The organism is Devosia sp. FKR38 (genome assembly GCF_005222805.1).
Lineage (GTDB): Bacteria > Pseudomonadota > Alphaproteobacteria > Rhizobiales > Devosiaceae > Devosia.
The window spans coordinates 2,227,170-2,245,686 of record NZ_STGC01000005.1; the positions used below are offsets into that span (position 1 = coordinate 2,227,170).

An 18,517-nucleotide genomic window follows, 5' to 3' on the forward strand; every position below is an offset into this window, starting at 1 on the left:
AACGCAAACTGTCGCTCAACAGGCCTTTATGCGTCAAAACAGGCCAGTTGCGTCGACCCAGCCGGTCTGCAGGGCGGCTTTCCAGGGCGCAAAGCCATTGGCCAGCGCCTGCTCGCCCGCTGCCATGTGGTCATAGGGCACGACGCGCAGATCGGTGAACCAGGCGCCATTGCGCCGCTCGATGATGGCATAGCGCGCATCGGGCGACCCATGCACCAATTGCAGCCCCACCGCGCCGGGATTGATAATCCGCCGCCCGTCGAGCAGCCGCACCGAGCGGGCGACATGGGTGTGGCCACACAGCAGGATCGGGTAGTCGACCCCCTCGGCCAGCCGCGTCACCGTTTCCAGCGCCGGCAGAATGGTCTGGCGGTCTTCAAACCAGCCATCGACCCAGGCCATCACATCCGATTTTGGCGTGCCGTGGCAGAGGAAAACCTCGCCATTGAACACAGCCGTCGCCGGCAGCGCCGCCAGCCAGGCCCGGTGCGCCTGCTTCATGCGCATCAGCGCAAAGCGATCCACTGGGTCCAGGCCCTTGTCCTGCGGATCAATCAGCCAGCGGTCATGATTGCCGCGGATCACCGGACCATCGAGCGCCATCAGCCGATCGGCTGCGCCGGCCGGATCGAGCGGTCCGCTGACGTGGTCGCCAAGGCACAGCGTGGCATCCACGCCCATATGCGCGATGTCTGCCAGCACTGCATCGAGCGCCAGCACATTGCCATGCACATCCGAGATGATGGCGAGCCGCATGCCCTATTGAGCGGTGGCGGGCTTGCTCTTGAGTTCGGCGAGTTCACGGCGCAGCGCGTCGATCTCCTCGCCCTGCACCTGCACCAGTTCGCGCAGCGCGTCGAAATCCTCGCGCTTGACCAGGTCCATGTCCACCACCAGGCGCTGGGCCTGGCCCTTGACCACGGTCTCCACCTCGCGGCGCACCCCATCGGCGACGCCAGCGGCCTCGTTCATGACGCGGCCAAGCCCGTCAAAGATCCTGTTGCTCTGGTTCATCGCATACCCCGTATGGTTCGCATTGTTGTCTTGATACTTAGGGGATGGCTGCCGACTTGACCAGAGAGGCCGAAGCGGCAATGGTCCGCCCGATTGCCGCAGGAGCCTGAGCGTGCCCTTTCCCGATATCAGTCCGATCGCCTTTGCCATCGGTCCCCTCGCCGTCCGCTGGTATGCGCTGGGCTATCTGTTCGGCGTCGGCCTGGGCGCGGCCTATGGCTATCTGCTTCTGGCCAATACCCGTCTCTGGCACAAGGGCGAGCCGCCCTTCAAGGCGCCCGACATCTGGGATTTTGCCTTCTGGACCATGCTGGCCATCGTCATCGGCGGCCGCGCCGGCTATGTGCTGTTCTACAATCTGCCGTTCTACCTGGCCAATCCCAGCCAGATCATCAATACACTCGATGGCGGCATGTCCTACCATGGTGGCATGCTCGGGCTGATGCTCGCGGCGATCCTGTTCACCCGTTCCAAGGGCGGCAATTGGCTGAGCGCGCTCGACCTGATTGCCTCGGTTGCCACCATCGGCATTTTCCTGGTCCGCATCGCCAATTTCATCAATGCCGAGCTCTATGGCGCGCCCACCGCCCTGCCCTGGGGCGTCATTTTCCCCACCGACCCCGATCAGGTGCCGCGCCATCCCAGCCAGCTCTACGAAGCAGCGCTCGAAGGCCTGCTGCTCTTCCTGGTGATCCGGGTGTTCACCCATGTCTTTTACAGCCTGCGTCGCCCGGGCCTCGTCGCCGGCATCTTCGGCATCGGCTATGGCCTGAGCCGCATCGCCGTCGAGTTCGTCCGCCTGCCCGATGTCCAGCTCGGCTATCTCTGGGGCGGCTGGCTGACCATGGGCATGGTGCTCAGCCTGCCGCTGGTACTGGGCGGCCTGGGCCTTGTTGTCTATGCTGCCACCCGCAAGCAAAGCGCCCTGCGGGGATAATACCGGCGCGTGCCCCACTGTTGTCAGAAAGCCCGTCCATGCCCCTTTGGCCCGCGGATGGGGTTTCTGACGGCCCGGGGTCAGACCCGGCAAGTGACTGATCAAGGTGCTCATGACTGACCCAAAGCCCAGCCTGCCCGAGCTGATCGACATGCAGATCCGCACCACCGGCCCCATGTCGGTGGCCACTTATATGGGCCTGTGCCTCACACACCCCACCAAGGGCTATTATCGCAATGCCGACCCGCTCGGCGCGGCGGGTGATTTCGTCACCGCGCCCGAGATCAGCCAGATGTTCGGCGAGCTGATCGGCTTCTTCTTCGTCAATCTCTGGCAGCAGATGGGCAGCCCCAAGGCATTCACGCTGCTCGAGCTCGGCCCCGGTCGCGGCACGCTGATGGCCGATATCCTGCGCGTGGCCTGCCGCGCCGAAGGCTTTCGCGACGCCCTCGACCTGCGCCTGTTTGAAACCAATCTGGCCCTCATCGCCGAGCAGAATGCCCGCCTTGAAGCCTATGGCGCCAAATGGATTGACGGCTTCGACAAGGTCGGCCCCGGCCCGTTGCTGGTGGTGGCCAATGAGTTCTTCGATGCCCTGCCCATTCGCCAGTTCGTCCGCGGCGAACACGGCTGGCACGAGCGCATGGTGGGGCTCACCGATGGCCAGCGCCGCTTCGGCCTCAACCCCACGCCGATTCCGGCGTCGGCCATGCCCGAGGTGGTTGCCGATGCCGAGCCCAATGCCGTGCTCGAAGTGGGCCTGGCCAGTGGCGAGGTGATGAACCGGCTGGCCACCACCATCTCCACCCAGGGCGGCGCGATCCTGGCCATCGACTATGGCTATGCCCGCACCCAGACCGGCGAAACCCTCCAGGGCGTCCGCCGCCATCAATATGCCGACGTGCTGGACGCCCCCGGCGAGGTGGACCTGTCCGCCCATGTCGATTTCGAGGCGCTAGGCACGGTCGCCAAGGGTGCAGGCCTTGTCGTGCAGCCATTGGCCACGCAGGGCCAATTCCTCACCCGCATGGGCATCAACCAGCGCGCCAGCGCCCTGATCGCGGCCAATCCCGGCATGGCTGACGAGCTCGCCGCCGCCAAGGCGCGCCTGATCGCGCCCGAACAGATGGGCAATCTGTTCAAGGCCTTCTGCGCCGCCAGCCCGGGCCTGCAGCCGCCGGGGTTCGAATGATGAGCGCGCCCGTTGAACAATCGCCTGCGCTGGCCGCCATCGCCGGGCTGCACCACGGCTTCTTTGGTCGCCAGGGTGGCCACTCGACCGGCGACTTCGCTGGCAACAACATGTCGCTCACTGTCGGGGATCTGGCCGAGACCGTTGCCGCCAATCGCGCCGAGGTGGCCACTCAGCTCGGCTTTGACACGGCAACCCTCTGCCTTGCCCGGCAGATCCACTCCGCCACCGTGCTGACACTCGATGGCCCAACCGCCCCGCAGCCCCTGATCGACGCTGACGCCATGGTCACCAATCGCCGGGGCCTGGCGTTGGGCATTCTGACGGCCGACTGCACGCCCATCCTGCTGGCCGACCCGCAAGCCGGCGTCATCGGCGCAGCCCACGCCGGCTGGCGCGGCGCTGTCGACGGCATCTGCGGCACCACTATCGACGCCATGGTTGCACTGGGCGCCGACCCCGCCCGCATCGTCGCTGCCATCGGCCCCACCATCTATCCCGACAATTACGAAGTCGGCGCCCAGTTCGAGCGCGATTTTCTCGCCCTTCATCCCGGCGGGGCCCACCACTTCTCGGTGCCGCCCGGCGGGCAGGCGCATTTCGATCTGCCCGGCTTTGTCGTCGAACAGCTGTACGCCGCAGGCATCAGACAAGTCGAGCGCGCCGGCGCCTGCACCTATGCCCATGCCGAGCACTATTTCTCCCATCGCCGCGCCACGCACCAGCACGCCCGCACCGGCCGGCAGATCGCCATCATCGGGCTGACATAATTCTTTACCTATCGACCAATTGCGGCGTTGCGAGTCTGATAGGGACTCGCTAAAGCTGCCCGCGAAACTGGAAGGCCTCGATCCCGGAGGCCGGTTGAGACAGGATCGCGCCCATGAAGCTGGTGACCGGCAACTCCAACCGGGCCCTTGCCCAGGCTATTGCCAGCTATCTTGAGCTCCCTCTGACAGATTGCACGGTCAAGCGCTTCGCAGACAAGGAAGTCTACGTCGAAGTGCATGAGAATGTGCGCGGCGAGGATGCCTTCATCCTGCAGTCGACCAGCTTCCCGGCCAATGACAATCTGATGGAGCTGCTCATCCTCACCGATGCGCTCCGTCGCTCCTCCGCCCGTCGCATCACCGCCGTGCTGCCCTATTTCGGCTATGCCCGGCAGGATCGCAAATCGGCGCCGCGCACCCCCATTTCGGCGAAGCTGGTGGCCAATCTCATCACCCAGGCCGGCGCCAACCGCGTGCTGACGCTCGATCTGCATGCCAGCCAGATCCAGGGCTTTTTCGATATCCCAACCGACAATCTGACTGCCGCCCCCGTGATGGTGCGCGACATCCAGGACAATTACGACGTCAAGAACGTCATGATCGTGTCGCCCGACGTCGGCGGTGTGATCCGTGCCCGCAATGTCGCCAGCCGCATCGGCGCCAATCTCGCGATCGTCGACAAGCGCCGCCCCCGCGCCGGCGTGTCCGAAGTCATGAACATCATCGGCGATGTCTCTGGCCAGTCCTGCATCCTGATCGACGATATCGTTGATAGCGGCGGCACCCTGGTGAACGCCGCCGAAGCCCTGCTCAAGGCCGGCGCCAAGCAGGTCTCGGCCTATATTACCCATGGCGTGCTGTCCGAAGGCGCCTCTCAGCGCATCGCTGCCAGCAAGCTCAAGGAGCTGGTGGTCACCGATTCCATCGAGGAAACCGACGCCCAGCGCCTGGCCGGCAATATCCGCCGCCTGGCCATTGCCCCGCTGATCGGCGAAGCCATCGCCCGCACGGCCAGCGAGCAGAGCGTTTCCAGTCTGTTCGACTAGCCAACTGTCGAAATCGCTCCATCTCGCGCGACATTGCCCTGACGGGCTATGTTGCCCACAAAGGAGCGCGACCATGAACTACCTGCTGATGCTCTTCGCCGACGAAAAGGCTGGCAGCGCCATCCCGCCTGACCAGATGGCCGGCTTCATGGCCCAGATGGCGGCCTATCAGGGCGTGCTCGAAAAGGCCGGTGCCTTTGTCGGCACCGCCGCGCTGCAGATGACCAATACGGCCCGCACCATCACCACCCAGGGCGGCGAGTTGCAGGTGCATGACGGCCCCTATGCCGACACCCGCGAACAGTTCGGTGGCTATTTCATCATCTCGGCGCCCGACATGGATACGGCCACGGCTCTGGCCGCCCAGTGCCCGGCCGCCACCTGGGGCCACATCGAAATTCGCCCCTATCACCCGTAATTTGGTCCCGACTGACATTTTTCTGCTGGAAGAGTCGAAAGGCTCGGGCACTCTCCGACATTGTTGCATCGGAGTGAGAGCACCCGAGCCACCACAGGAGACTTTCCTATGCAATTTATGCTGCTGATCCACGGCAATGAACGCGCCATGATGGAGGCGACACCCACCGACGCCACCGGCATGACGCCCGACTATGCCGCCTTTAACATGGCCCTGGTCAAGGCTGGCGCCATGGTGGCAGGCGAACGCCTGCGCCCCACCGCCGATGCCGCCAGCGTCCGCATCCGCAACGGCCGCACCGAAGTGCTCGACGGCCCCTATGCCGACACCAAGGAACAGTTCGGCGGTTTCTACATCATCGAGGCGCCCGACTTCGACGCGGCCATGGATTGGGCGCTGCAGTGCCCGGCGTCCCGCCATGGCACCATCGAAGTGCGCCCCGTGGTCCAGAGCTGAGGAGAAAAGCCATGCAGTTCATGATGTTGATCCACCACGACGACGACCTTCTGGCAGCCGCCCCGCCATCGCTCTGGGGCGACTATGCCGCCTTTAACCAGGCACTGGCCAAGGCCGGCGGCACCTCGGGCCTGCGGCTCGAACACGCCAGCAAGGGCCGCGCCGTCACCCAGCGCAATGGCACCACCGAACTGTTTGATGGTCCCTATATGGAGAGCAAGGAGCAGTTCGCCGGCTATTTCATGATGGACCTGCCCGATATCGAGCAGGCTGTGCAATGGGCGGCGCGCTGCCCCAGCGCGCAGTATGGCACGGTCGAGGTGCGTCCGATCTGGCCGACGCGGCCGCAATGAGCCTGGAGGCGGCGCGCCAGACAGCCGAGCGGGTTGCCCGCGACAGCTATGGTCGGCTCCTGGCCTATCTGGCCGCCCGCACCCGCGATGTCGCGGGTGCCGAAGATGCGCTGGCGGAGGCCTTCGCCAGCGCCCTGCAGTCCTGGCCGAGCGATGGCGTCCCCGACAATCCCGACGCCTGGCTGCTGACCGTTGCGCGCCGCCGCCAGACCGATGCCGTCCGCCGCCGGCAGACCCGTCGCGCCGGCGAGGCGCATATCCAGCTCATGCGGGAAGAGCTCGATGACGCCGCCCTGGAGGAGGACAGCATTCCCGACAGGCGCCTCGCCCTGATGTTCGCCTGCGCCCACCCGGCTATCGAGCCGGGCATGCGCGCGCCGCTGATCCTGCAGACCATATTGGGCCTGACCGCCACCGACATCGCGGCGGCCTTTCTCATTCCCCCGGCCACCATGGGCCAGCGCCTCGTCCGCGCCAAGGCGCGGTTGCGCGAGGCCGGCGCCGCCTTCGCCATCCCCGACCGGCAGGATCTGGCCGGGCGGCTCGATGCCGTGCTCGAGGCCATCTATGCCGCCTATGCCAAGGGCTGGACGCAGATCGGCGAGCTGGCCGCTGATCGTCTCGCCGGTGAGGCCATCTGGCTGGGCCAGCTGGTGGTGACCCTGGCGCCTGACGAGCCCGAAGCCAAGGGCATGCTGGCGCTGATGCTCTATGCCGAGGCCCGCCGCCCGGCCCGGCGCGACGCCCACGGCGCCTTTGTGCCCCTCGATGCGCAGGATACCGCCCTGTGGGACCGCGCCGCGATCCGGACGGCAGAATCGCTGCTGCATGCCGCCAACCGTGCCGGTCCCACCGGCCGCTACCAGATCGAGGCGGCCATCCAGTCCGCCCATGTTGCCGGCCGTCTCTCTGGCCGGCCGCATTGGGACGCCGTCGTCGCGCTCTACGAGGTGTTGCTCGAACTGACCCACTCGCCCGTCGTCGTGCTCAACCGCGCCGCCGCGCTGGCGGAAACCTTGGGCGCGGACGCTGCACTCGCCAGTCTCGATAGTCTTGCCGCGGACCCGCGCATGGCCGACTATCAGCCCTATTGGGCTACGCGTGGCCATCTGGCAGCCCGCGCCGGCCAGCGCCAGGATGCGTTGGAGGCGTTCAACATTGCCGTGGGCCTCTCCACTGACGAGGCCGAGCGGCGCTACCTGATTGCCCGGCGAAGCGCGCTGCAGGATGGCTAGGCCTTCTGGCTTGCCCACCGCCTGCGTTTGGGCTATAGCCCGCGCCATGAAGCGCTCGTCACCCCTGGAGGACGGGCGCGTATGCTGTTGTAGTGACGCATACACCAACCAGAATGGATATTTCCATGGCTGCAACGACTAAGGTGCTCAGTGCACAGGCGCGTGACGGAGTTGGCAAGGGGGCCGCTCGCGAACTGCGTCGTCAGGGACTCGTTCCTGCTGTTATCTACGGTGACAAGAAGGCCCCCGTCACCATCGCCCTCGCCTACAAGGATGCGCACAAGCACATCTACGCTGGCGGCTTCCTCAGCCACATCATCGAGCTCGATGTTGACGGCACCAAGCACCGCGTGATCCCCCGTGATTACCAGCTTGATCCCGTCAAGGATTTCCCGATCCACATCGACTTCCTGCGCGTCGGCAAGAGCACCAAGCTCAACGTCCAGGTGCATGTGAACTTCATCAATGAAGAAGCCTCCCCGGGCATCAAGCGCGGCGGCACGCTCAACGTTGTGCACCACACGCTCGACCTGACCGTCTCGGCCGACAATATCCCCGAGGAAGTCATCGTCGACCTGACGGGTCTGGACATCGGCGACACCATCCACATTTCTTCGATCAAGCTGCCCTCCGGCGCTGTCGACCACAGCCACGAAGAAGACGTGACGATCGCCACCATCGTGGCCCCGTCCGCCCTCAAGTCGGCTGGCGAAGGCGAAGCCTCGGCCGAGTAATCGCGCCGCCGGTTTATGCTACAAGTTCGAGGCGGCCTTCGGGCCGCCTCTTTCGTTTGCGGAGTGGGTCATGAAACTGCTTGTCGGCCTGGGCAATCCGGGCAGCCAATATGCGGGCAACCGCCACAACATCGGCTTCATGGCGCTCGATGCCGTGGCGCGCCAGCATGGCATCACCCAGTTTCGCGCCAAGCATGCCGGCCAATTGGCCGAAGGCACCATCGATGGTGAGAAGGTGCTGCTGCTCAAGCCGCAGACCTTCATGAACCGCTCTGGCGACAGCGTGCAGCAGGTCGCCCAGTTCTACAAGATCGCGCCATCAGACATCATCGTGCTCTACGACGAACTCGACCTCGCCCCCGGCAAGGTGCGGGTCAAGGTCGGTGGCGGCAATGGCGGCCACAATGGCCTGCGCTCCATCGATCCGCAGATCGGGCTCGACTACAAGCGCGTGCGCCTCGGCATTGGCCATCCGGGCAAGGAATACGTCACCAACCATGTGCTGGGCGACTTCGCCAAGGCCGACCAGTCCTGGCTCGAGCCCCTGCTGGACGGCATTGCTCGGCATATTGGCCTGCTGCTGGCCGGCGATGACAGCGGCTTCATGAACAAGCTGGCGCTGGCCACCAAAGGTTCGGACGAACCAGAAGCCAAGCCCGCGCCCAAGGCCCAGAGCCATATCAGGCAGGCCCGCCCCGCCAAGCCGCAGGCCGAAGTACCCAAGACTGGCCCCATGGCCGACATGCTCAAAAAGCTCCTGGGCAAGGACGACTGACGCCCTCGTCGGCGATGCATCAACCAGACAAAAAAAGGCCCGGGCTCCCATTTGGGAACCCGGGCCATAAATTGTGGTCGCGATCATCGGCTTAGGCGACCGTGACGCGCCAGACGGCGTCGCCCACGTCGTCCACCGCCAGCAGCGCACCATCCTTGGCGACGGCGACACCCACCGGGCGGCCGCGCGAGAACTTTTCGTCCTCGGCCAGGAAGCCGCCGAGCAGGTCGATCGGCTGGCCGCTCGGCATGCCATTGGCGAAGGGCACCAGGATCACCTTGTAGCCGCTCAGCTTGCTGCGGTTCCACGAGCCATGCTGGCCGATGACCATGCCGGCCGGCAGCGCGCCCAGCGTGCCCTGCGGCGCCCAGCACAGGCCCAGCGAGGCCGTATGGCCACCCAGCGCATAGTCCGGCGCGGTCGCGCGGGCCACCAGCGCGGCATTCTGCGGCACGCGATCATCCACCGTCTGGCCCCAATAGCTGAAGGGCCAGCCATAAAAGCCGCCATCCTTGACCGAGGTCAGATAATCCGGCGGGGTCTCGTCACCCAGCCCGTCGCGCTCGTTGACCACGGTCCACAGCATGCCATTGGTCGGCTCCCAGGCCATGCCCACCGGATTGCGCAGGCCGCCGGCAAATTCGCGATGATGACCGGTCACCAGGTCCAGCTCGAAAATGCAGGCGCGGCCCTCTTCGACCTCCATGCCGCTTTCGGCAATATTGCTCAGCGAACCCACCGCGACATAGAGCTTGGTGCCATCGGCATTGGCGAGCAGATTGCGCGTCCAGTGCCCGCCCGGCTTCATGGTCATCAGCGTCTTGCCCGGCGCGGTAATGCGCGTCTGGCCGGTGACATAGGGATAGGCCACCACGCTATCGGTATTGCCGATATAGAGCTGGTCACCCACCAGGGCCATGCCGAAGGGCTGGTTGAGCCCGCTCATGAACACTTCGCGCACTTCAGGCACACCATCACCATCGGCATCGCGCAACAGGGTAATCTGGTTGGCGCTCGGGCGCGTGGCGCCGGCGCGGGCCATCACCCGGTTCATCGCATAGTCGCGGATATTCTTGGGCGTGCCGGGAATGCCGGCCGATTCGGCGATCAGCACATCGCCATTGGGCAGCACATAGGCCCAGCGCGGATGCTTGAGATTAAGCGCGAAGGGCGTGACCTTGAGGCCTGCCGCCACCGTCGGCTTCTCGCCCTTGTCCCAGCCCTTGGCGGTCGGCATCTTGAGCATGGGAATGGCGCCCTGCGGCTTGGCCTCGGGAATGGCCGGCGCCGTGCCCACAGCCTGGGCGAACGAGCCCATGTGGCGGCCACGATAATAATACCAGGCGCCAGCGGCGATCAGGGCGGCCAGGATGACCAAAACGAGAATGAGGTTCATGCGACGCCTCCGACAGGGAACGGGAGAGAATAGGATGCAGGGGAATTATGTTAGCGGTAATACGATGCGCAGGCGCGCGCGACAAGCCGCCGATTGACCGCCACGCATTGACATCTCGGCCCATCCGAACGAAGTGAAGACCAACACTTTCCGGAGCTATCCCCATGGGTTTCAAGATGGGCATCGTCGGCCTGCCGAATGTCGGCAAGTCGACCCTCTTTAATGCGCTGACCCGCACCGCCGCCGCCCAGGCCGCAAACTTCCCCTTCTGCACCATCGAACCCAATGTGGGCGAAGTGGCCGTGCCCGATCCGCGCCTGGACAGGCTCGCCGTCATCGGCAAGTCGATCAATGTGCAGCCCGCCCGCATGAGCTTTGTCGACATTGCCGGTCTGGTCAAAGGCGCGTCCAAGGGCGAAGGCCTGGGCAACCAGTTCCTCGCCAATATCCGCGAATGCGACGCCATCGCCTATGTGCTGCGCTGCTTTGAAGACGGCAACATCATCCACGTCGCCAACAAGGTCGATCCACTGGCCGACGCCGAAGTGGTCGAGACCGAGCTGATGCTGGCCGATCTTGAAAGCCTCGAGAAGCGCCGCAACGGCGTGGAAAAGAAGGCCAAGGGCGGCGACAAGGATGCCAAGCTGACGCTCGACCTCATCGACCGCGCCCTGGTGCTGCTGCGCGATGGCAAGTCTGCCCGCTTCGTCAAGCGCGAAGCCGACGAGGAAAAGGCCTTCCAGGAGCTGCAGCTGCTCACCAGCAAGCCGGCCCTCTATGTCTGCAATGTCGATGAAGGCTCCGCCGCCACCGGCAACGCCATGAGCAAGCAGGTGGAAGCCTATGCCCATCAGCATGACGCTGGCGTTGTGGTCATCTCCGCCGAGATCGAATCCCAGCTCGCCCAGCTCCCCAATGCCGAACAGGCCGAGTACCTCGAATCCCTGGGCCTGCATGAAGCCGGCCTCAACCGGCTGATCCGTGAGGCCTATGACCTCCTCGGCCTGCAGACCTATTTCACGGTCGGCCCCAAGGAAAGCCGCGCCTGGACCATCCACAAGGGCGACAAGGCCCCGGCTGCTGCCGGCGTCATCCACTCCGATTTCGAGCGCGGCTTCATCCGCGCCCAGACCATCGCCTATGACGATTTCGTCGCCCTGGGCGGCGAAGTGGCGGCCAAGGAAGCCGGCAAGGCCCGCGACGAAGGCAAGGAATATGTCGTCAAGGACGGCGACGTCATGCTGTTCAAGTTTAATACTTAGCGTCGCCGGTCTCCGGCCGGTAAAACGCTCCGGTGGAGCGATTTTAGACGCTAAGGCCATGAGACCTATGGTCGAGTGGCTGTAGGCGACCCGCGAAAGCGAGAGCTAAGCTCGAAGGGCAATAGAAGGGCCAAGGCAACCGATGACCTGGTGGACTTGGCTTTTCGATACAGTATTCGACGATCAGGTCTTCTGGCTGAGCACCAGCCTGGGGCTCTACCTTTCAAGCTTCGCAAATTTGAGCATGGTCTTGCTCGCCTTCGGTCTCGGCGCCATGCTCTTCAAGAGGACCGCCGCCCTGTGGTGGTTCGCCATTCCACTCGCGCTATCCAACGCACTGCTTGTGCTGGCGCTGGCCATCGGCAACGCACAGCCCCATATCGGCGTAGTGATCGCCCTCGCCACCCTGGCGCTTGAGCTCTTCCTGGTGGGTTATGCGCTGGTCAAGGCACGCGCCGCCTGGCTGGCTGGTCTATTCCTGGGCCTCGCAGTTCTCAGTGTCGCACTCCGTCAGCTGCTGCTGTCGCTATTCGTGCTGAGCGGCGCAGCCATCTAGCTTTCGCCCCTCCTCAGTGCGGCCCAGCTGGCATCGCCTGCACCGTGCCACACGGCCCGCCGTCACTGTTCACCCCGATCACCTGCCGCACGCCGGCAAAGCTCATCGCCTCGTAATAATGGCTCATCTCCACAGTGCTGGCGGGGACGTAGTGGAAAATCAGCGAGCGGCGGAACCGGTCGGTGCTGGAATTGGGCGTCGAGCCGTGGATCACGCTGCCATTAAAGAATAGCACGTCGCCCGCCTTGAGCTGCATCATCTGCGGCTCCAGCCCGGCCGGCGGTTCGACATGTTCGGTCGTGAACGACAGCGCAGGGTCGGCCTGCTCTGGACAGGCAATGTCGAGCCCCGCTGTCTGGGGCACACACATCATGCCGCCATTGCCGGCGTCGGCATCGTCCACGGCAATCCAGGCCGCCATGCAGGTGCCCGGCTTGACCCGGAGATAGAAGTTGTCCTGGTGCAGATCCTGCCCGCGCGCGCCGGGCGGCTTGAAATAGAACATCGACTGGCAGGCATAGGGCTCTTCGCCCAGCAGATCGGCGAGGATCGGTTCGAGCCGCGGATCGACCATCAGCCGGCTGGCGAGGCGCCCGACAGCTTTGTCGGGATGCTTGTGCGGATGCATCATGCGCGGATAACGGGTCAGCGGATCATTCCCCGTCGCCGGCACACGCGGCATATCGGACAATCCCGGCACCGGCCCATCAGCAGCCGCCTGCATGAAGCCATCGCGGATTTCGGCGATCTCGTCCGGCAAAAACAGGCCACGCAGGGCAATGAAACCGTCTCGGCTAAACTGTTCCCGCTGGGCAATGGTCAGGCGCGATACCGTCATGACCCCCTCCTTTTTGGTACAGGCTAGTGACGAGCCGTGCCCGGGGCAAGCCATGCCCTAGCCCTCGATGGTGTCCTTGCGCATCTGGCTGGGCGTCATGCCATAGGCCTTGCGGAAATGTTCGTAGAACTGGGTCTGGCTGACAAAGCCGGACTGGAAGGCGACATTGGCGATCGAGAGGCTGCCGTCAAACAGCAGGCTACGGGCCCGGATCAGCCGCATGCGGATGACGAATTTCTGCACCGAGATGTGCATCACCTTGGTGAACAGGTTCGTCGCATAATTGGGGTGCAGCCCCACCACATCGGCGATGCTCTCGGCGGTCAGCGGCTCGGTGATATTCTCCACGATATGGCGCACCATGCGCACCACATAACGCACCGGCGAGCCCGTCCGGGTGCGCGACCCTGCCCCTTCCACCCAGGGCGACAGCAGCGTGTCCCAGCCGGTGATGGCCGCCCGGCGGAACATGGTGCCGATCTCGGCGCGCACGATCTCGCTGCGCAGCGCATTGCCGCTGCGATAGTCCTGATGCCAGCGGTCCAGCGTTTCGAGCCCCACGCAATCGGCATTGAGCTGGATGACACCACCGCCCATCAGCGTCTCGGTCAACCGGCCCAGTTGCGGCATTTCGAGAAACGCATCCATGGGCAGATAGATATTGAGCTGGCGGCCCATAGCCGTGTCGGGGCTCAGCGCAATGGTCTGGTGCGGAATGCCGGCCCAGAACGCCACCAGCCGCCCCGAGCCAATGCTCACCGGGCCGCCGTCGAACACATAGTCCATGCTGCCCTGCGTCAGCCAGTTGAACTCGATATGCCCATGGGTATGGGCATAGGGCATGATCTGGGGCGCGAAAGAGCGAATGCCGAAGCGCCCGAAGGCTTTACCGGAGGAATAAAAGCTGCGGTCCGGTCGCGGCGTCGGCCGCGGCGCCCGCTCGCGCGGCTTTGAGGTAGGTACCGCATTTTCCAAAGTCATACTTATCGGCGCACTTCTTTGAAACCCGGAACAAGTCTCTATCATTCCGGATTGTATCGCCCATGGCAAGCGATACCATTTTGATCTGAGCACGGGAAGAAGTCGGCAGGGAGTGGCCGACGCTGGCAATCAATGCCGCCCGCTGCCACGGGAGGTTTTATGAAGAGACACGCAATGGCCCTTGGCGGGGCAGGATTGATGCTGGGCGTATCGCTGCTGGCGGTTCAGGCCCAGGACGGCATGGGCAAGGTGCCCGAGCCACCGGCGTTCGCCGCACAGAGCGAACCCAATTTCGTCAGCATTTCCGACATGCTGGAATACAAGGCACTGCCGGAATACCACGAGCCCGAATGGGTGACCAAGAACTTCGTCGACACCGGCAAGCTGCCGCCCGTCGCCGAACGCCTGCCCAAGGAACCCCTGGTCTACAAGACCGCCAACATGCCTGACGGCGTTGGCATCTATGGCGACACCATGCGCCATGTCATCGGCGGTCGTCCCGACGGCTGGAACTATGCCGGCGGCGCCCAGCAGGGCTGGGGCGGCATCGACATCGGCATGTACGAATGTCTGACCCGCACCGGGCCGCTGTTCCAGGTCAAGGCCGACGAACTCGAACCCATGCCCAACCTGGCCAAGAGCTGGGAATGGTCCGAAGACGGCCATGAGCTGACCATGCACCTGATCGAAGGCGCGAAATGGTCTGACGGCATGCCGTTCAGCGCCGACGACGTTATCTTCTATTGGGAAGACAACGTTCTCGATACCAATGTCTCGCCCACCGGCGGCGCAACGCCCGAAACCTTCGGCGTCGGCACCACCCTGGTCAAGGTCGACGACTACACCGTCAAGTGGACCTTCAAGGAAGTCCGCCCGACCCAGTATCTGTACCAGATGGCCTATGGCGCGTTCTGCCCCGGCCCGGCGCATATGCTCAAGCCGCAGCATCCCAAGTACAATGCTGAGAACACCTACGAAGAATACAAGAACGCCTTCCCGCCCGAATACCTGAATTTCCCGGTGATGGGTGCCTGGGTTCCGGTGGAATATCGTCCGGACGACGTAATCGTTCTGCGTCGTAACCCCTACTACTGGAAGGTCGACGCCGACGGCAACCAGCTGCCCTACCTCAACGAAGTCAGCTATCGCCTGAGCACCTGGAGCGACCGCGACGTGCAGACCGTCGCCGGCACCGCCGACTTCTCCAACCTCGAGCAGCCGGAAAACTTCGTGGAATCGCTCAAGCGTTCCGCCGAAGCTGATGCCCCGGCCCGCCTGCAGTTTGGTGCCCGCACCATCGGCTACACGCTCTATCCGAACCTGTCCGGCAACGGCTGGGGCGAACCGAGCGAACTGGGTCAGGCCATCCGCGAACTCAATCGCAACCTCGACTTCCGCAAGGCCGTCAGCATGGCGCTCGATCGCCAGAGCATGGGTGAATCCCTGGTCAAGGGGCCGTTCACGACCCCCTATCCGGGCGGCCTCTACGCCGGCACCAGCTTCTACGACAAGGACTCCACGGCCTACTTCCCCTACTCGCTCGATGAGGCCAAGGCCTACCTTGCCAAGGCTGGTCTGTCTGACACCGACGGCAATGGCATCGTGAACTTCCCCGCAGGCACTGCCGGCGGCCAGGACGTTCAGATCACCCTGCTGGTCAATGGCGACTACGGCACGGACAAGAGCCTGGCCGAAGGCGTGCTGACCATGATGGAAAAGCTCGGCATCCGCGTCGTGCTGGACACCATCTCGGGCAATTCGCTGACCGAGATCCAGCAGGGCGGCAAGTTCGACTGGGCTGTGCTGCGCAATGGCGCCGACCTCGTGTCGGTCGTCCAGGGCACCGTTGGCCTGGCCCCGGTTGGTCCGCGTACCGCCTTCTCGCACCGCGTTGGTACCGATGGCACGCTCGACCTGCTGCCGTTCGAACAGGAGATGGTTGACGTCGTCAACAAGTTCATCGCCAGCTCGGACAATGCCGAACGCGCCGAACTGATGAAGCAGTACCAGGCTCTCTATACGCAGAACCTCTATGGCATCGGCCTCACCCAGTACCCGGGTGCGCTGATCATCAACAAGCGCTTCGCCAATATTCCGGCCGGCGCCCCGATCTTCCAGTTCAACTGGGCTGAAGACAACATCATTCGTGAGCGCGTGTTCGTCCCGGCGGACAAGCAGACCACCAATGAGCTGCAGCCCGACACCCTGCCCGCTGCCCCTGGCATCGGCAATGGTCCGATCAAGAACTAGAACGTCATAACGATCAGGCTGGTGGCGGCCCTCCGCCGCCAGCCTCCCGACCCCGGGCTTTTTCTTGCGGGAGTATATTGTCCATGCTGCGCTTTCTCATCATACGGATCCTCGGCGCGATCCCGATCCTGTTCCTGCTCAGCATTGTGACCTTCGCCATCATCCAGGCGCCTCCGGGCGACTATGGCGACTATATCCGCACCATGGCCATCAACCGCACCGGCGCCACCGCCGAACAGGCTCAGCAGCTGGCTGACGCCTATCGCGCTGCCCATGGCCTCAACGATCCCTTGATCGTGCAGTATTTCAACTGGCTCACCGGCATCATCACCCGCTTCGATTTCGGTGACTCGCTCTATTTCAACAAGCCCGTCAGCGATGTGGTGGCCGAGCGCCTGCCGCGCACCATCCTGCTGGCCCTGACCTGCCATATCCTGGCTTCGGTCATCGGCATCAGCCTGGGCATCCTGGCCGCCACCCGGCAGTACAGCTGGGTCGACACCATCCTGGGCTTCTTCGCCTTCCTGGGCATGACCATTCCGCGCTTCCTGATGGCCATCGTTATTCTCTACATCCTGGTGTTCCGCCTGGGCGTGCAGGAAATCGGCAGCTTCAATTCCACCTATTGGGGCGGCCAACCCTGGGGCTGGGGCCGCTTTGCCGACCTTGTTGCCCATATCTGGCCGGTGGTCTTCGTCGCCACCCTGGGCGGGCTGGCCTATAATATGCGCGTGATGCGCGCCAATCTGCTCGACGTGCTCAACAGCCAATATGTCGAGACCGCCCGCGCCAAAGGCCTGCCCGAAGGCGCCGTGATCATGAAGCACGCCGTGCCCAATGCGCTGCATCCGCTGGTGGCCTATCAGGGCGTTGTGCTGCCCTACATGCTGACCGGCGAAATCGAAGTGGCCATCGTCTTTGGCCTCGCCACCGTCGGCCCCGCCATCGTGGGCTCCATGGGCGTCGGCGACGTTTGGGTCACCGCCACTTTCGTGATGGTGCTGGCCGTGACGCTGATCATCGGCAACATCATTTCTGACGTCCTGCTGGCGCTGCTGGACCCGCGTATCCGCCTGGGCGGGGAGAAAAGCAATTGAACGACACCCGCACCGACCTCAACCCCGGCTCGTCCATCCCCCTGCCCAATGATCCCGGCACCGCCGCGCCCACCCCGGCGCAGGAAGCCCATCACGACACCACCGGCGCCATCAACGCGCGCTTTGCCAACAGCAATGGCGGCTATTTCTCGCTGGTCTGGCGCCGCTTCCGCCGGTCGGTCGTGGGCATGATCGGCCTGATCCTGGTCGTCGGTCTGCTGCTGATGGCCGTCTTTGCCGACTTCTTTGCCCCCCAGGATCCCAAGCAGGCCGACATCGGCTTTGCTCCGCCCGACAACATCACCTTCTTCCGCGCCGATGGCAGCTTCTCGCTGATCCCCACCATCTATCCCATCGCCGAAAGCGATGAGCTCGACCCCATCACCTTCCAGCCCCTGGTCGGGCCCGACTATGACAACCCCACCGAGCTGGGCTTTTTCGTCAAGGGCTATGCCTACAAGATCCTCTGGTTCATCCCGTCCGACATTCACCTGTTCGGCACTCTGGACCCCACGAAAACCTTCCACATCCTGGGCACCGACAAATTCGGCCGCGATATTCTGGCCCGTGGCATTGTCGGTTCGCGCATTACCCTGACCATCGCGCTGGTCGTGGTGGCCCTCACCACCATCATCGGTACGCTGGTCGGCATCACCTCGGGCTATCTCGGCGGCAGGGTGGACGCCTGGGTGCAGCGCTTCGTCGAATTCGTGCTCATGTTCCCGCAACTGCCGCTCTACCTGGCGTTGACGACGCTCATTCCGGCGACCGCCCCGTCCAATGTCTTCATCGCCTTTGTGATCCTGGTGATCGCGGTGCTTGGCTGGGCCCAGCTCAGCCGTGAGGTGCGCTCCAAAACGCTGTCGCTGGCGCGCATCGAATATGTGCGGGCCGCCATCGCCGTGGGCGCCACCGATAGCCGCATCATCACACGGCACATCCTGCCCAATGTGATGAGCCACATCATCGTGGCGGTCACCCTGGCCGTGCCCTCGGTGGTGCTCCTCGAGAGCTTCCTGGGTTTCCTCGGCTTTGCCGTGAAGCCGCCACTGATCTCCTGGGGCCTGATGCTGCAGGATACCTCGTCCTATTCGGTGATCGGCTCCTATCCTTGGATCCTGAGCCCCGTCATCTTCGTGCTGATTACCGTGTTCGCGTTCAACGCCCTTGGCGATGGCCTGCGCGACGCCATTGACCCCTATTGAGG

At 64.0% G+C, this 18,517-nt stretch carries 20 protein-coding genes; 15 read left to right on the plus strand and 5 right to left on the minus strand.

Annotated features, from left to right (window positions below; translation table 11 throughout):
- Positions 1-33: 33 nt before the first annotated feature.
- Both E8M79_RS15765 and E8M79_RS15770 read right to left on the minus strand, forming a co-directional pair.
- A complete protein-coding gene (locus E8M79_RS15765) occupies positions 34-756 on the minus strand; it encodes a metallophosphoesterase family protein (protein WP_137152804.1) in 723 nt (240 codons plus the stop codon).
- A gap of 3 nt (positions 757-759) precedes the next feature.
- On the minus strand, positions 760-1,014 hold the full coding sequence (locus E8M79_RS15770) for an accessory factor UbiK family protein (RefSeq protein ID WP_137152805.1): 255 nt from the start codon (positions 1,012-1,014) through the stop codon (positions 760-762).
- Positions 1,015-1,120: 106 nt separating this feature from the next.
- Between E8M79_RS15770 and lgt the strand changes: the two genes are divergently transcribed.
- From lgt to pth, 10 genes are all read left to right on the plus strand, one after another.
- Positions 1,121-1,951 (plus strand): prolipoprotein diacylglyceryl transferase, encoded by an 831-nt coding sequence (gene lgt / locus E8M79_RS15775; RefSeq protein ID WP_137152806.1) that lies wholly within the window; start codon positions 1,121-1,123, stop codon positions 1,949-1,951.
- Positions 1,952-2,063: 112 nt separating this feature from the next.
- Entirely contained in the window at positions 2,064-3,143 is a 1,080-nt protein-coding gene (locus tag E8M79_RS15780) for an SAM-dependent methyltransferase (RefSeq protein WP_137152807.1), read from the plus strand.
- A complete protein-coding gene (pgeF, locus tag E8M79_RS15785) occupies positions 3,143-3,913 on the plus strand; it encodes a peptidoglycan editing factor PgeF (protein WP_137152808.1) in 771 nt (256 codons plus the stop codon). Before E8M79_RS15780 ends, pgeF begins: the two co-directional genes overlap by 1 nt.
- 113 nt (positions 3,914-4,026) lie before the next feature.
- On the plus strand, positions 4,027-4,959 hold the full coding sequence (locus E8M79_RS15790; RefSeq protein WP_137152809.1) for a ribose-phosphate pyrophosphokinase: 933 nt from the start codon (positions 4,027-4,029) through the stop codon (positions 4,957-4,959).
- Between the two features lie 73 nt (positions 4,960-5,032).
- Complete coding sequence (locus E8M79_RS15795; RefSeq protein ID WP_137152810.1) at positions 5,033-5,377, plus strand: YciI family protein; 345 nt, start codon at positions 5,033-5,035, stop codon at positions 5,375-5,377.
- Positions 5,378-5,485: 108 nt separating this feature from the next.
- Positions 5,486-5,833: a YciI family protein gene (locus tag E8M79_RS15800; protein ID WP_137152811.1), complete on the plus strand. Its 348-nt coding sequence runs from the start codon at positions 5,486-5,488 to the stop codon at positions 5,831-5,833.
- 11 nt (positions 5,834-5,844) lie between these two features.
- Entirely contained in the window at positions 5,845-6,186 is a 342-nt protein-coding gene (locus tag E8M79_RS15805; protein ID WP_137152812.1) for a YciI family protein, read from the plus strand.
- Positions 6,183-7,421 carry a DUF6596 domain-containing protein gene (locus E8M79_RS15810; protein ID WP_137152813.1) on the plus strand — a complete coding sequence of 413 codons (1,239 nt, stop codon included), beginning with the start codon at positions 6,183-6,185 and terminating at the stop codon, positions 7,419-7,421. The genes E8M79_RS15805 and E8M79_RS15810 overlap by 4 nt, the downstream gene beginning before the upstream one ends.
- Positions 7,422-7,546: 125 nt before the next feature.
- On the plus strand, positions 7,547-8,155 hold the full coding sequence (locus tag E8M79_RS15815) for a 50S ribosomal protein L25/general stress protein Ctc (RefSeq protein WP_137152814.1): 609 nt from the start codon (positions 7,547-7,549) through the stop codon (positions 8,153-8,155).
- Positions 8,156-8,225: 70 nt separating this feature from the next.
- Positions 8,226-8,930, plus strand: coding sequence for an aminoacyl-tRNA hydrolase (gene pth, locus E8M79_RS15820; protein WP_137152815.1), 705 nt, complete (start codon positions 8,226-8,228; stop codon positions 8,928-8,930).
- A gap of 91 nt (positions 8,931-9,021) precedes the next feature.
- Here the strand turns inward: pth and E8M79_RS15825 are convergent, their stop codons facing one another.
- Complete coding sequence (locus E8M79_RS15825; RefSeq protein WP_137152816.1) at positions 9,022-10,326, minus strand: sorbosone dehydrogenase family protein; 1,305 nt, start codon at positions 10,324-10,326, stop codon at positions 9,022-9,024.
- A 164-nt stretch (positions 10,327-10,490) separates the two neighbouring features.
- Here E8M79_RS15825 and ychF point away from each other — a divergent pair, with 164 nt between their 5' ends.
- Positions 10,491-11,588: a redox-regulated ATPase YchF gene (gene ychF / locus E8M79_RS15830; protein ID WP_137152817.1), complete on the plus strand. Its 1,098-nt coding sequence runs from the start codon at positions 10,491-10,493 to the stop codon at positions 11,586-11,588.
- Between the two features lie 244 nt (positions 11,589-11,832).
- Positions 11,833-12,144, plus strand: coding sequence for a hypothetical protein (locus E8M79_RS15835; RefSeq protein WP_137152818.1), 312 nt, complete (start codon positions 11,833-11,835; stop codon positions 12,142-12,144).
- A gap of 13 nt (positions 12,145-12,157) precedes the next feature.
- On the opposite strand, the gene E8M79_RS15840 is transcribed toward E8M79_RS15835, so the two are convergent.
- Positions 12,158-12,982, minus strand: a complete 825-nt coding sequence (locus E8M79_RS15840; protein WP_137152819.1) for a phytanoyl-CoA dioxygenase family protein — start codon at positions 12,980-12,982, stop codon at positions 12,158-12,160.
- Between the two features lie 57 nt (positions 12,983-13,039).
- Entirely contained in the window at positions 13,040-13,963 is a 924-nt protein-coding gene (locus tag E8M79_RS15845; RefSeq protein WP_171015892.1) for a helix-turn-helix domain-containing protein, read from the minus strand.
- A gap of 159 nt (positions 13,964-14,122) precedes the next feature.
- Here E8M79_RS15845 and E8M79_RS15850 point away from each other — a divergent pair, with 159 nt between their 5' ends.
- From E8M79_RS15850 to E8M79_RS15860, 3 genes are all read left to right on the plus strand, one after another.
- Positions 14,123-16,213 carry an ABC transporter substrate-binding protein gene (locus E8M79_RS15850; RefSeq protein ID WP_137152821.1) on the plus strand — a complete coding sequence of 697 codons (2,091 nt, stop codon included), beginning with the start codon at positions 14,123-14,125 and terminating at the stop codon, positions 16,211-16,213.
- Between the two features lie 83 nt (positions 16,214-16,296).
- Positions 16,297-17,310 carry an ABC transporter permease gene (locus tag E8M79_RS15855; RefSeq protein ID WP_137152822.1) on the plus strand — a complete coding sequence of 338 codons (1,014 nt, stop codon included), beginning with the start codon at positions 16,297-16,299 and terminating at the stop codon, positions 17,308-17,310.
- Between the two features lie 110 nt (positions 17,311-17,420).
- On the plus strand, positions 17,421-18,515 hold the full coding sequence (locus E8M79_RS15860; RefSeq protein ID WP_248305076.1) for an ABC transporter permease: 1,095 nt from the start codon (positions 17,421-17,423) through the stop codon (positions 18,513-18,515).
- Positions 18,516-18,517 lie beyond the last annotated feature (2 nt).